Here is a 12,781-nt window from a genome sequence, read left to right on the forward strand (position 1 = left end):
GCGCGGCAAGGGTCCGGGGTCCCTCCCTGAGGAAGGAGTGCCGCCATGACGAAGCCGGTGGTGGTGGGAGTCGACGGTTCGGCGTCGAGTCTGGACGCGGTCGGGGCGGCAAGCCATGAGGCCGCGATCCGTGGTGCGGAGCTGCGGCTGGTGCATGCCTTCGGACGGTCGTCCTCGCACCTCCCGGCCGGCGGGCCGCCGTGGAACCCGGCCGGGTCGGGGGTGCGGGAACTGCTCGACGGCACACTGGCGGCAGCCGAGCGGCGGGCCCGAGCCGTGGCACCGCAGGTGGGCATCACCCGTGACGTCACCGTGGGCGAGCCCCTGGTGGTGCTGGAGATCGCCTCACGCACGGCCTCGCTCGTGGTGGTCGGCAGCCGTGGCCTGGGCGCTTTCAGCAGCCTGCTGCTGGGCTCCACATCCGGGCACCTCGCCGCACACGGCCGCTGCCCCGTGCTGGTGGTGCGGGGGCGCCCGAACCCGTCGGGCCCCGTCCTGCTGGCGGTCGACGACTCACCCGCCTCCGAGGATGCCGTACGTTTCGCCTTCACCGAGGCGTCCCTGCGCGGCGCCGACCTCGCGGCGCTGCACGTGTGCCGGACAGGGAGTGCGGATGTCTACGACGGACCGGCCGATCCGCCCTTCGTCACCTATGACGAGACGCACCTGCGGGAGCATGCCGAGCGCGTCCTCGACGCGGCGCTCGCCGGCCCCCGGGCGAGCCACCCGGACGTCCCGGTGGTGCGAAAGCCGGTGGCCGGCCGGGTGCGGCACACCCTCATCGACGCGAGCGCGGACGCGCAGCTGCTCGTCGTCGGAGCGCGGGGGCGGGGCGGCTTCCGGGGCCTGCTGCTGGGCTCGGTCAGCCAGGCCGTCCTGCACCATGCGCAGTGCCCGGTCGCAGTGGTCCGTCACGGGGGCGAGGGCCCCGCAGCAGCCGAAGGCGGTGAAGGGGATCACCCGTAGACTGCAACCGGACGATGCGCCCGCGCGCGCGTGATGACGGTGGACATCGACTTCACGGCCTTCTTCGACACCACGCCGAGCCCGTATCTGGTTCTGGACACGGACCTGGTGATCCGCTACGTCAATCCGGCGTACCTGCAGACGACCGGCCGGACCAGCCGCGACCTGATCGGAAAGCACTTCTTCGACGCCCTGCCGCCGCGCCCCGGCTCCCCCGACGACCCGCAACAGAACGTGAAGGCGTCACTGAGCCGGGCCCTGGAGAGCGGGAAGCCGGACGTCCTGGTGCTCCAGCGCTACGACATCCCCGCCCCCGGCCGGCTGGAGGGATTCGAGGAGCGATGGTGGTCGAAGATCCACACTCCGCTTCCCGGCCCGGACGGCAAGGTGAAGTGGATCGTCCAGCGGGCCGAGGACGTCACCGCCTTCTTCCACTCGGGCCGGGCCGGAGAGCTCGGGGAGGAATTCAGCACGCGGGAGAAGGGCCTGGCCGCCGAGCTGTACGCGCGCACCGACGAACTGCACCGGCTGAACCGGGAACTGCTCCAGGCCCATGCCCGGGAACGGCAGATCGCGGTCACACTGCAGGAGGCCCTGCTCTCGGCACCCGATCTGAACCGCCACGACAACATCGCCGTGCGGTACCTGCCGGCGACGACCTCCTTGAACGTCTGCGGCGACTGGTACGACGTCGTCGACCTGCCGCCCGACCGCTATGCCGCGGCCGTCGGGGACGTCGTCGGCCACGGGCTGCGCGCAGCGGCGGCCATGGGCATGCTGCGCAGCGCCCTGAGCGCCGTCATCCGCGCCATTCCCAGCCCCGCGCAAGCGCTGGAGGTGCTCGGCCTGTATGCCAGGTCCGTGGACGGTGCGATGGCGGCGACGGCGGTCAAGGTGCTCATCGACACCCGCAGCAGGCTGATCATCTACAGCAACGCCGGGCACCCACCGCCCGTTCTGCTGCACCGGGACGGAACCTGCGAGCTGCTCGACAAGGCCACCGACCCGCCACTCGGCGCACGCGAGCACCATGTCCCCCGCCCCCAGGCCGGCCTCGCCTACACGCCGGGCGACACCCTGGTGCTCTACACCGACGGGCTCATCGAACGCCGCGACGAGGACATCGACGCCGGCCTGGCACGGCTGACGACGGCCCTGGGCGCGGACCGCGCTCTGCTGCCCGGCCAACTGGCCGACGGCCTGCTGGCCCGCCTCGACGTCGCCGAAGGGGCCCCGGACGACATCGCCCTGATCGTGATCCGCTTGTAGTCCGGTACGAGTGCCCACCCGCCGCACGGCTCGTGGTGCGGGGCGTGCCGGTCGATTCGGGGTGACCGATGGTCACATTCGGGTTCCTCCACGGTCCGGGACGGTCCTGAACACGCCATTCCGTGGTGCAGTCGGGTCATGGCCTCACCGTCCACGGATGACCAGGACTCCTCGACGCCGTCGCGGCGCGAGCGCCCCTCCCGGCTGACCGACATCGCCGTCGCCCTGCTGCTCCTGGTCGCCGACGCCGTCATCGTCGTCGTCGCCGGGGTGCTGCTGTTCGCGGTCGGCATGGGAACCGCGCCGTCGCCACGCTCCTCACCGTCCGCGCACAGCCGCGACACCCCGCCGGTGACCTGGCTCATCATCTGGGGCGCTCCGGCCCTGGCGGCAGCCGGCGCCTTTGTGCACGCCCGTCTGAGGATGCCCGTCACCGCCGTCGTGCAGGGCCTGTTCACGCTCACCTGCCTTGTCCTGGCCGTCGCATGGACGCGCATGCTGCTGTCGTGACACCGGCGCTCTCGGCACCTGGCGATCCCACCGCATCGGCGTGGGGGAAGGGCTGCTCAGACCTCCCCAGGTGTCGCAGCCCCTCCCCGTCCAGCGGCAAGCGGATACCCCCGGATGCCGGTCCCACGCCTGCCGCCCGGCGCCGGAACCAAGATCGATTGTCAGTGGTGGGTGAGAAGGTAGGAGCATCCGACCGGGACACCGGAACAAGGGGGAGTTGTGATGTCCGGAAGCCAGAACTACATCAATCACGTTGCTCTAGTGCTCGATGCCAGCTCGTCCATGTCGCACCTGAGCCACAAGGTCGTGGACGTCGCCGATCAGCAGATCGCGTATCTGGCCCGCCGGTCCAAGGAACTGGACCAGGAAACCCGCGTCACGGTGTACGTCTTCGCCGACAAGGTGCAGTGCGTCATCTACGACAAGGACGTGCTGCGCATGCCGTCCCTGAAGCAGCTGTACCGGACGGGTGGCATGACGGCCCTCCTGGCAGCCGCGCTGAAGTCACAGCACGAGCTGGCTCAGACGGCCCAGCTGTACGGCGACCACAGCTTCCTGACGTTCGTGCTGACCGACGGGCAGGAGAACGCGAGTCACCGCTGCCCGGATTCCCCGGCCACGGATCCGCGTGAACTGGTCCAGGCCGTGGCCCGGATGATCGAGACGCAGCAGGACAACTGGACGCTGGCCGTCCTGGTGCCCGACCAGATGGGCAAGCGCGAGGCCATGCAGTGCGGATTCCCCAAGGACAACATCGCCATCTGGGACGCCACGAGCACACAGGGCCTGGAAGAGGCCGGCCAGGTCATCCGGCAGGCCACCGAGAACTTCATGATGGGCCGCACCCAGGGCATCCGGGGATCGCGCGCGGTGTTCTCCACCGGCGCGGAAGCGGTCAACCAGGACACCATCAAGGCGGCCGGCCTCACGCCGGTCGATCCGTCGAAGTACCAGCTGATACCGGTGGCCCGCAACGCGGCCATCAGGGAGTGGGTCACCGAGTGCGGGCACACCTACCGGACCGGTGCGGCGTTCTACCAACTGAGCAAGTCGGAGAAGATCCAGGCGCAGAAGCAGATCGCCGTGCTGGAGAAGAAGACGGACCGCGTGTACACGGGGCCCGAAGCGCGAAGCCTGCTCGGTCTGCCCGACGCGGAAGCCCGCGTCAAGCCGGACCACAATGACGACTTCACCATCTTCGTGCAGAGCACCAGCGTCAACCGAAAGCTCGTGGCCAACACGCGACTGCTGCTCATGCTCTGACACGTCGTGAAGACGGTGGGGTGCCGGGGAGGCATCGCAGCCCCGGCACCCCGGCTAAAGTCCGAGTTCGCGCTCGCCGAGAGGGGTGAAGAAGCGCTCGACATCGGAGTCGGTGACCTCGTCCAGGGTCTTCGGCGACCAGCGCGGCCGGCGGTCCTTGTCGACCACCTGGGCGCGGATTCCCTCCACCAGGTCGGGCATGTCCAGGGCGGCGCAGGAGACGCGGTACTCCTGGTTCAGCACCCGCTCAAGCGACCCGAGCGTGCGGGCCCGGCGAAGGGAGGCGAGGGTGACCTTGAGGGCGGTCGGCGACTTGGCGAGCAGGGTCTCCGCGGCCTCTTTGGCGGCGGGGTCGCCGTGCGCGAGCAGCCGACGCACGATCTCCTCGACGGTGTCGGCGGCGTAGCAGTCGTCGATCCAGTCGCGCTGGGCGGCCAGGACGCCCTGCGGGGGTGTCCGCGCATGGCCGCCCAGGGCCTTGTCCACGGGCAGCCCGGCCAGGGCGTCGAGGAACTCCGGTAGTGAGGCCGCCGGCATGTAATGGTCCGCGAGCCCGCACGACAGCGCATCGGCAGCACCGATCTGAGCGCCCGTCAGGGCGAGATGCGTGCCCGACTCCCCGGGGGCCAGGGCGAGCAGACGGGTGCCGCCCACGTCCGGCACGAAGCCGATGCCGGTCTCCGGCATGGCGACCCGGGACCGCTCGGTGACGACACGGACGCTGCCGTGCGCCGAGACACCGACGCCGCCACCCATCACGATGCCGTCCATCACCGCCACGTACGGCTTGGGGTAGCGGGCGATGCGGGCGTTGAGGCGGTATTCGTCGCGCCAGAACCCGGCGGAAGCCGTGCCGTCGCCGTCCCGGGCATCGTCGTGGATGGCACGGATGTCGCCGCCGGCGCAGAGGCCCCGCTCCCCTGCGCCGGTGATGACGACGGTCTCCACGGCGGGGTCCCGCTCCCACTCGGTCAGGGCCGCGTCGATGCGGCGGACCATGGTGTGCGTCAGGGCGTTGAGGGCCCGAGGCCGGTTGAGGGTGATGTGGGCGGCACGCCCGCTGGTGTGGAAGAGGACGGGTCCGGATTCCTCGGCTCCGCTCACCGGAACTCCTCCCCCAGGTCCTGGGCCACGATGACGCGCATGACTGCCGATTCCCTTCCCATCATGGGGAGGCCCTTTCGTCTCCCATCACGTGGAGGCCCTTTCGTCCGCAGCTGCCGGCGCCGGGTCACCTCGCCACCGGACCCTACGGTGCCCTGATGACCGGGCGTGGCAGGGGGTCCCCACCCCGGGCCCGCGAGCCGTCGCATCACCGGCCCGGCCCTGCGCTCGGCATCGTGGGGCGGAGGACCATGAGGGAGTCTTCCGAGGTCGCCACCATGGCGAAGGGGAACCGGTCGAGGTCGAGGCAGAGCGCGACGTCGTCGGGGTGGACGCCCTGACGCACCCCGTCCGCCAGCTCGGCGGCGGCACGCGACTCACCGGCTCGCTTGAGGAAGCCGGCTGCTTCCGTCCCGGTCTCGGTGGCTCTCAGAGCGATGTACTGGGCGCACGCCAGGTCTTCGTCGGCCTGCCCGCCCTCGCCGGTGACCACGAACGTGACGCGGTCGCACGCGCGCGTCCGCAGGACCCGGGCCGTGGCCTCCGCCACCACGAAGCCGGCGCACAGCACCAGCGACGCCTCCCTGACCGCGAGGGCGCCGACCGTCCCCGCCGTCGTCTTCTGTACGACGGTCCGCCCGGCGAGGTCGGCGGAGCGCAGCAGTCCCGGTGAGTTGACGGCGTCGAACCCGGGCGCGGGCGGACCGTCCTTGAGCGCCATCCAGCCGGGGTGACGTGCCTTGAGCGCCAGGGCGTCCTCCGGCGACTCCGCAAGCACGATCTTCTCCGCCCCTCGGGCGAAAGCCCAGGCGGCCACCGTGAAGGCACGCATGACGTCGACCACGACGGCCACGGACGGGGTTTCGGCGAGTTCGGGGATGCCAAGGAATCGAGTCTCCATCGGGCCATGATCGCGCGTGCCCGTCCCGTGTCGTCCGGAGACGGAAAACGGTCGGCGTCAGGGATGACCGGGCGCCGGTCGGCGGGCCGCACGCGTGCGCTACATTTTGCCTCTCCTTGATCTCTACGCTTCGGAGTTGGCAATCCCATGAGCGACATCGTCAACGGACTCGGGCGGGCCGCCGCATACGGCGGTCTGGGACTGGTCCTGTTGCTCCTCGGCATCGTCCTGGTCGACGTGCTGACGCCTGGAAAGCTCGGGCGGCAGATCTGGGAACAGCGCAACCGCAACGCGGCCACGGTCCTCAGCTCCGCGCTGCTCGGCATCGGCGGCATCGTGTTCACGTCGATATGGACGACGTACGAGGACTTCGGCAAGGGGCTGGTCTCGACGGCGGCGTTCGGGCTGCTGGGACTGGTGATGATGGCGCTGGCGTTCCTGCTGGTTGACCTGGTCACACCGGGCCGCCTGGGCGCGACGCTGGTCGAGTCGGAGCCTCATCCCGCGGTCTGGGTGACGGCCTCGTGCAACCTCGCCGTGTCGGCCGTCATCGCGGCGTCCATCGCCTGAAGCGCTGACGGGGCAACTCTCGAAACACAGTGAACGCACAGGCACAGTTCCACCTCTTGTAGGGCGGAGCCCCCCAACTGAGAGGAACGTGCCGTGCGTTCACCGAGACCTATACGTTCGCGCCTGTACCCGGCCGGGTCGGTGGTCCTGGCCATGGCTGCCGCCGGATCCGTGCTGGCGGGGCCGGTCGGATCCGCCTTCGCCGCCGACGCGGGCGTACGCGCCGATCTGCGGGCGGACGTGAACCGCGACGGGCGTGTCGATGTCACCGGTGGCAGCGACACAACGGGTGAGGACGCCTGGTCCGTCGACCGCGGAGCCGTGTTCCTGCCCAACATCGATGACGACTCCAAGCGGTGCCCGGTGACCGCGCCCGACGGCGAGCCGCTGTCCGACGCCAAGCTGGCCGCGTGCAACGACGGCTCCGACGTGAAGGTCAACGGCACCGAGGACGCGGCCGACCTCGCCCGGGTCCGTTCGGTGCCCCTGCCCGGCCTCCCCGCGAACGCCACGGGCCGTCTGAAGATCGCCACGGGCGGCAAGCAACGCGCACCTCTTCCTCAAGCGTGCCGGCAAGTGGATCCCGGTGACGTCCGCGACCCGGCTGACGGCCGCCGAGTTGCGCTCCGGTGTGGAGTTCGGCGTCGAGGCCACCGACGTCGTCCGCGACACGGCGAACTGGGACGGCCGTGCGGTGGTCCGGCTGACGGTGACGTCCGGTCAGAAGTCCACCTCCGACGCCGTCACCCTGCGCGTCGCGCCGCTGCTCACGCAGCACCACCTTCAGGACACCCAGCAGGTGATGGTGTCCAAGGTCCAGGGCAACGGCCCGGACAGCCGTCTCCAGCGGGAGTTCGTCGCCGCTCTCGAGAAGGAGGTCAAGAAGGCCGGGGTCACGACGCCTCTGGTCACCTTCGAGAGGTACGCCGACCGCTGGGCCCAGGACTTCGTGGAACCGGCCTATGTCAGCATGACCGGGCCGGGCGGCCGGCGGCAGGTGATGCGCGTGATGCTGCGTTCCGCCCAGCCGGACCGGGATGCCGGCCGGGAGCTGTTCGAGCGGATGCGCGGCCGGGACATCGGTGTCGTGCAGGTGACCGACAGGGCCGAGCCCGACGACTGGTCACTGAACTCCATGGGAAACCTGGAGACCATCCCGCCCTACACGCACGGCGGACGCTCCTTCCCGGCCGGGCGGATCATCATGGGCGAGCGCAAGGACAGCGGGGCGCGCCCCTCGAAGGTGATGCGGACGATGCTCACGGCGCAGGGGTTGCAGGACCCGCTGCTGCTGGACACCTCCTGGCTGGGCGTGGGCCACGTCGACGAGTTCGTGCAGTTCCTGCCCGCCGACACCCCGCGCGGCTGGCGCATCGGCATCGCCGACCCGAAGGCGGGGCTGCAACTGCTGCGCGACGCCAAGGGCGCCGGCCACGGCAGGACGAAGATGTTCTCCGTGCCGGGTCGCAGTGGCACGCCGGCGCCCAAGGAGACCATCGACCAGGCCCTCGCCTCCCGTCACCTGGTGGCCGACAACGAGATGGCGGCGCGTCGCATCGCGGCCAACCTGGAGATCCTCAAGCGCGAGACGGGAGTCACCGACGCGGAGATCGTGCGGGTACCCGCGCTGTACACCCGTGACTCGGAGGCTCTGACCGCCGACGGACAGGAGGTTCCCGTGCCGCGTCTGACGCGCATGGGCGCCGGTTCCGACCTCGTGGACAGCCTCCGGGAGCAGGGCCAGCAGAAGTGGCTCGCCGAGAATCCCGCCCAGGGGGCGGCGGCTCCGGCGACGGTGACGACCAGCGCCTACGTCCCCGGTGCGGTCAACGGCGTGCTCCTGGGACGCGACCGCTACCTCGCGCCCCGCCAGTGGGGACCCGTCATCGGCGGCACGGACATCTTCACGGAAGCCGTCACCGCCGCCTACCAGCGGGTCGGCCTGAAGGTCTCGTACATCGACGACTGGTACACGTACCACCTCGGTATGGGTGAGGTGCACTGCGGCACCAACACCCTGCGCGACGCCACGGCCCCATGGTGGCAGCGCCCGGTGCCGAACCGTAACCCGGCGTAGGCCGCGGGTGGTCACCGGCGGCGGCTGCGGGGCCCGTGGTGCTGCCGGCCTGTGACGGGCGCCGGGCGAGAAGCTGACCGGGCTCGCCTGCATCCCCGGCTTGTGCCTGCTCGCCTCATGGGCCGCCGTGCAGGAGACCCCGGCGCCCTCGCGGCAGCACGGCTGTGACGGTACGGGCGGCCGTCACAGCCACCGCTGTGCCGCCTCGACGCTGTCGCCGCCGCTGGTGTCGAACGCGATGGCGGCCCGCGGCGCATGACGGCGGATCAGGTGGACGACCTGATCGAAGAGCAGCAGCAGCGGCTCGGCGCCGGATCAGTGCCCGGCCGCCGCCTTCACCAGGGCGACCGCCACACCGATCGCCGCGTCCGCGAGGCCCGCCATCGTCGCCGTCAGGGCGCCGCCTCCCATGCGCAGCCCGCCCAGACAGCCCCACAGGAAGAGGGAGAGGACGCCCACCCCCGCCGCCGTCAGCAGCGCGGCGTGCAGGGACAGGACGTCCAGCGCGGCCAGAGCGATCAGTACGGCAGGACCCACGGCGCAGGACAGCAGGGGGCTGCTGACGTACAGCATGCGGCGCAGCTCGGGGCCGGTGGCGAGGTGGCGGTGGACCGTGCGGTGGGCCTGCTGGTCGGCGACGAATGCCGCGAGCCACAGTCCCAGGGCGGTCGTCAGGACCGTGGCGACGGCTCCGAGGGAACCCACATCACCGAGGGACAGTCCGACCACGACGGCGATCATCGTGATGGTCGCGTAGATCCGCTCCTTGAGACGGTCCGCCAGTACGGCGGCCTCCGTTCCGGGCGGCACATCCGCTCGCCGGTCGTCCGCCACCTGATGCCCCTCACCTGTCCCGGGACACGGGTCCCGCGTCCCCGCTCGGTCGTCGCGGCACCCGCGCTGTGCGTACGCCGGTCTCGGCTACCAGCATGCCTCCCGCCGTCGCCCGAGAGCGGTAACGCCGCTGCGCCGGGATGGTGGAGCTACAGCTCCGCGGGGCGGGTGAACCCGTAGGCACGCTCGACCTTCGCCACGTGGAGCGCGAACGAGGCATACCAGTGCTCGCGTCCGCGCGCTCGGGCCAACGTGTGCTCCGCGTGATTCCGCCACGCTGCGATCGACTCCTCGTCCCTCCAGTACGACACCGTGACCCCCAGGCCGTTCGCCCCGCGGGCGGAGTCGACACCGAGGAATCCCGGCTGGTCGGCGGCGAGTTCCATCATCCGGTCGTTCGTCTCCCCGTAGCCGTTGTCGCCCGCGGTGCGCACGGCGGTGAACACCACGGCGTAGTAGGGCGGGGCGGGCAGCGACGCGGGCGCGACATCGGTCACGGAGGTCCTCCAACAGACGGTACCGGCAGCTTCGCCCCGAACGATCTCGTGCACCCGCCTCGGCGCACAACCTCCCGGGTGCGCACTCCTGATTGGCCGCGTGACGTCTGTTCAGCAGGGGTGAGCGGCCATAAGGTGAGCGACCTTCGCGTTCTGGGGAGGTCTCGTGAACGGGCTTCGCGCGGTCGTCGTCTGCCTCGTGATCGCGTGTGCCGCGGTGGTTTCGCCCGCCTCGGCCGTGACACGGGGCTGGTCGGCTCTGCCGGTGCCGGCTGCGGCCCCTCCGGTGACGGTGTCCGATCTCGCCGCCCGCGGTCCGGGCGAGGCATGGGCGACCGGGTACGAGCACGCCGCCGACGGGCTGCGGCCCCTGGTGTACCGGTGGGACGGCACGGCGTGGAGCCGGGACACGGGCTTCCCCGGCGCCGGCGAAGCGGGCGGGCTCGGCAAGGTGCAGTTCGTCGGCGAAGAGATGTGGACCCTGCACAACCGCTCGGGTTCGGGCGCGATTCTGCGCCGGACGGCGGGAGGCTGGAGCACCGTGCCGCTGCCGCAGACCCTGTGGACCTACCAGGACTTCGCCGCCGTGCCGGGTGCCGCGTGGGTGGTGGGCGAGGACGACACCGGGCTGAAGGTGCTCCACTACGACGGCTCCGGCTGGACCGCGCAGTCCGTGCCCGACGGGGTCCGGTACGTCATGGGGATCACCGCACGCTCCGCCATCGACGCCTGGGCCTGGGGGGACAGCAGCACCGGGACGACGGTCCTGCGCTGGAACGGCACGACGTGGCGGGACGCGAAGGTGCCGCTGCCGCCGGACGGCAACGTGCACACGATCCTGCCCGAACCGTCCGGCCGGGTCACCGTCGGCGGCAGCCAGTACACCGACGGCGTGGCCCGCACCTACCTGACGACCTGGAACGGGCACGCCTGGCGCACCACGTACCCGCCGCTGGGCGACACCCACACCGCGGCCATGGTGCGCGGTCCGGACGGCGCACTGTGGCTGCCGGTGCGCAGCGACCTCGCGTTCCGGTCGAAGTACGCGCGGGTGGACGGCCCCCGCACCACCTTCTCCTACGGCCCCGAACGCACGAACGCGATCGACGTCAGGCCTCGGGCACTGGCGAGGGCCGGGTCGGCGCTGCTGTCCTTCGGCACCGTCGAGATCTACGGCTCCAGACCCCACCTGATGAGTGAGCGGCTGGGAGGCTGACCATGGCACGAAGACTGTTCGTCGCGGCCCTCGCCGTCGCCATGACGATCCTGGCCGGCATGAGCCCGGCCGGGGCGGACACCGCGTCCTGGCAGCACGTTCCGGTCCCCGCGCAGGTACGTCCGCAGGCCGGGTTGAACGAGACCGTGGCGTTCGGGCCGGACCGGGCCTGGGCGGTGGGTGCCGACGCCGTCGGCCGCGAGGCGCCGGGCTTCCCGCTGGTGCTGCGCTGGGACGGAACGGCGTGGCAGCGCCAGGACCTGCCCGGGATCCGCTGGCAGGGAGAGCTGCTGTCCGTCGCCGGGACCTCACCGGCCGCCCTCTGGGCGGTCGGTCGCGACGCGGCGGGCGGTGCCCGCCTGCTCCGCTTCGACGGCGTCGCCTGGTCCGAGAGCCGGCCGCCCCGGGACGTGGTGCCGGCCAAGGTCGTCACCGGCGGCGGTGAGACCTGGCTGATCGGTTCGCGGGACGGCGCGCAGGTGCTGCTGCGCCGGGACGGGCGCGGCTGGCAGGACGTGCCGGCACCGCCGGGAGCCGTGTACGGCCTGCACGTGCTGGCGGCCGACGACGTCTGGGCCGCGGGCGAGACCGCCTCGGGTGCGGCCGTGTCGCACTGGGACGGGCAGGCGTGGCAGCAGACGGTCGTGGACGGGTTCCCGCGGTCGGCCGTGGGCAGTGTGCTGGCGGTCTCGCCCACGGAGGTGTGGGCGGGTGGCACGGCCGGGTTCGTCGGCGGCCCGGTGGGGCGGCCGATTCCGCCCCTGCTGGTCCGCTGGGACGGGCAGACGTGGAACCGGGTGACCGTGCCCACCGACTTCGGCGGTATCACATCACTGGCGCCCAGCGCGTCCGGCGAGCTGGGCTGGGTCTCGGTGGCCCGCTCGCAGAAGTGGGGCCCGCCGGGCAGCACTCCCCCGTGGGTCCCCGGGCCGGACTTCCTCGCCTGGGACGGCCAGTCGTTCACCGGGTACGCCGAACCGGCGGTGGCCGGTGAGGGCGACTCCAGGACGCTGCGGCTGGCGCCGGTGCCGGGCACGGCGACGGTGTGGTCGGTCGGCCGCGCCGACGGCCCCGGGGGTACGTTCGCCCCACGCATCCTGCGACACGGCTGAGGCGACCGGCCGAGCACGCGCAGGGGTCGCCGTTTCAGTGACGGACCAGACAGAACGGATGCCCTGCCGGGTCGGCGTAGATCCGCCAACTCCGCCCGCCCGTACCGGCGTCCAGAACCGCTGCTCCCTGGGCCAGCACCTGCTTCTCCGCCCGGTCCAGGTCCGCGACTCCGAAGTCGAGGTGGAACTGCTGCGGCCTGGCCGGGTCGGGCCACCTGGGCGGCCGGTAATCCGCTGCCCGTTGGAAGGCCAGGACGACACCGGAAGCCGTGTGCAACGTCGCCCAGGCGTCACTCAGTGCCCACCGCGGGTCCGGCTGGTTGACGGTGCCGCCCAGAAGCGACTTGTAGAACGCGGCCAGCTCCGCCGGTTCAGGGCAATCCAGCACCACGCACTGCAGATCAGCGATCACGGACCGATCCTAGGCGGAACTCTTCGCCTGTGCCCGGCAGGCCGAAGAGC

12 protein-coding genes and 1 pseudogene are annotated in these 12,781 nt (G+C 71.5%); 8 read left to right on the top strand and 5 right to left on the bottom strand.

Features of this window, described 5'->3' with window-relative positions:
- Positions 1-45: 45 nt before the first annotated feature.
- From RFN52_RS01290 to RFN52_RS01305, 4 genes are all read left to right on the top strand, one after another.
- Complete coding sequence (locus tag RFN52_RS01290; RefSeq protein ID WP_184854499.1) at positions 46-966, top strand: universal stress protein; 921 nt, start codon at positions 46-48, stop codon at positions 964-966.
- A 33-nt stretch (positions 967-999) separates the two neighbouring features.
- The gene (locus tag RFN52_RS01295) at positions 1,000-2,235 is read left to right on the top strand and encodes a SpoIIE family protein phosphatase (RefSeq protein WP_184854722.1); all 1,236 of its coding nucleotides are present in this window, start codon (positions 1,000-1,002) and stop codon (positions 2,233-2,235) included.
- Positions 2,236-2,373: 138 nt separating this feature from the next.
- Complete coding sequence (locus RFN52_RS01300; RefSeq protein WP_184854498.1) at positions 2,374-2,745, top strand: DUF6234 family protein; 372 nt, start codon at positions 2,374-2,376, stop codon at positions 2,743-2,745.
- A gap of 222 nt (positions 2,746-2,967) precedes the next feature.
- Positions 2,968-4,008 carry a vWA domain-containing protein gene (locus RFN52_RS01305; RefSeq protein ID WP_184854497.1) on the top strand — a complete coding sequence of 347 codons (1,041 nt, stop codon included), beginning with the start codon at positions 2,968-2,970 and terminating at the stop codon, positions 4,006-4,008.
- 54 nt (positions 4,009-4,062) lie between these two features.
- On the opposite strand, the gene RFN52_RS01310 is transcribed toward RFN52_RS01305, so the two are convergent.
- Both RFN52_RS01310 and RFN52_RS01315 read right to left on the bottom strand, forming a co-directional pair.
- Complete coding sequence (locus RFN52_RS01310) at positions 4,063-5,112, bottom strand: enoyl-CoA hydratase/isomerase family protein (protein ID WP_184854496.1); 1,050 nt, start codon at positions 5,110-5,112, stop codon at positions 4,063-4,065.
- Between the two features lie 208 nt (positions 5,113-5,320).
- Positions 5,321-6,013: a 2-phosphosulfolactate phosphatase gene (locus tag RFN52_RS01315; protein WP_184854495.1), complete on the bottom strand. Its 693-nt coding sequence runs from the start codon at positions 6,011-6,013 to the stop codon at positions 5,321-5,323.
- 147 nt (positions 6,014-6,160) lie between these two features.
- Here RFN52_RS01315 and RFN52_RS01320 point away from each other — a divergent pair, with 147 nt between their 5' ends.
- Together RFN52_RS01320 and RFN52_RS01325 are read left to right on the top strand one after the other, a co-directional pair.
- A complete protein-coding gene (locus tag RFN52_RS01320) occupies positions 6,161-6,583 on the top strand; it encodes a DUF350 domain-containing protein (RefSeq protein WP_184854494.1) in 423 nt (140 codons plus the stop codon).
- A gap of 153 nt (positions 6,584-6,736) precedes the next feature.
- Positions 6,737-8,660: pseudogene (locus tag RFN52_RS01325) on the top strand (protein-arginine deiminase domain-containing protein).
- A gap of 315 nt (positions 8,661-8,975) precedes the next feature.
- On the opposite strand, the gene RFN52_RS01330 reads toward RFN52_RS01325, so the two are convergent.
- Together RFN52_RS01330 and RFN52_RS01335 are read right to left on the bottom strand one after the other, a co-directional pair.
- A complete protein-coding gene (locus RFN52_RS01330; protein WP_184854493.1) occupies positions 8,976-9,494 on the bottom strand; it encodes a hypothetical protein in 519 nt (172 codons plus the stop codon).
- Between the two features lie 149 nt (positions 9,495-9,643).
- A complete protein-coding gene (locus RFN52_RS01335; RefSeq protein WP_184854492.1) occupies positions 9,644-9,991 on the bottom strand; it encodes an antibiotic biosynthesis monooxygenase family protein in 348 nt (115 codons plus the stop codon).
- A 166-nt stretch (positions 9,992-10,157) separates the two neighbouring features.
- On the opposite strand from RFN52_RS01335, the gene RFN52_RS01340 reads away from it, so the two are divergent.
- Together RFN52_RS01340 and RFN52_RS01345 are read left to right on the top strand one after the other, a co-directional pair.
- Positions 10,158-11,207 carry a hypothetical protein gene (locus RFN52_RS01340; RefSeq protein WP_184854491.1) on the top strand — a complete coding sequence of 350 codons (1,050 nt, stop codon included), beginning with the start codon at positions 10,158-10,160 and terminating at the stop codon, positions 11,205-11,207.
- A gap of 2 nt (positions 11,208-11,209) precedes the next feature.
- Positions 11,210-12,319, top strand: a complete 1,110-nt coding sequence (locus tag RFN52_RS01345; protein ID WP_184854490.1) for a hypothetical protein — start codon at positions 11,210-11,212, stop codon at positions 12,317-12,319.
- A 34-nt stretch (positions 12,320-12,353) separates the two neighbouring features.
- Here the strand turns inward: RFN52_RS01345 and RFN52_RS01350 are convergent, their stop codons facing one another.
- Positions 12,354-12,731: a VOC family protein gene (locus RFN52_RS01350; protein ID WP_184854489.1), complete on the bottom strand. Its 378-nt coding sequence runs from the start codon at positions 12,729-12,731 to the stop codon at positions 12,354-12,356.
- Between the last annotated feature and the right edge of the window lie 50 nt (positions 12,732-12,781).

The organism is Streptomyces collinus, assembly GCF_031348265.1.
In the GTDB taxonomy this organism is placed as follows: domain Bacteria; phylum Actinomycetota; class Actinomycetes; order Streptomycetales; family Streptomycetaceae; genus Streptomyces; species Streptomyces collinus.

Coding starts and splice junctions, on each gene's coding strand:
- RFN52_RS01290 (WP_184854499.1), top strand. CDS start 46: ATGACGAAGCCGGTGGTGGTGGGAGTCGACGGTTCGGCGTCGAGTCTG.
- RFN52_RS01295 (WP_184854722.1), top strand. CDS start 1,000: ATGACGGTGGACATCGACTTCACGGCCTTCTTCGACACCACGCCGAGC.
- RFN52_RS01300 (WP_184854498.1), top strand. CDS start 2,374: ATGGCCTCACCGTCCACGGATGACCAGGACTCCTCGACGCCGTCGCGG.
- RFN52_RS01305 (WP_184854497.1), top strand. CDS start 2,968: ATGTCCGGAAGCCAGAACTACATCAATCACGTTGCTCTAGTGCTCGAT.
- RFN52_RS01315 (WP_184854495.1), bottom strand. CDS start 6,013: ATGGAGACTCGATTCCTTGGCATCCCCGAACTCGCCGAAACCCCGTCC.
- RFN52_RS01320 (WP_184854494.1), top strand. CDS start 6,161: ATGAGCGACATCGTCAACGGACTCGGGCGGGCCGCCGCATACGGCGGT.
- RFN52_RS01345 (WP_184854490.1), top strand. CDS start 11,210: ATGGCACGAAGACTGTTCGTCGCGGCCCTCGCCGTCGCCATGACGATC.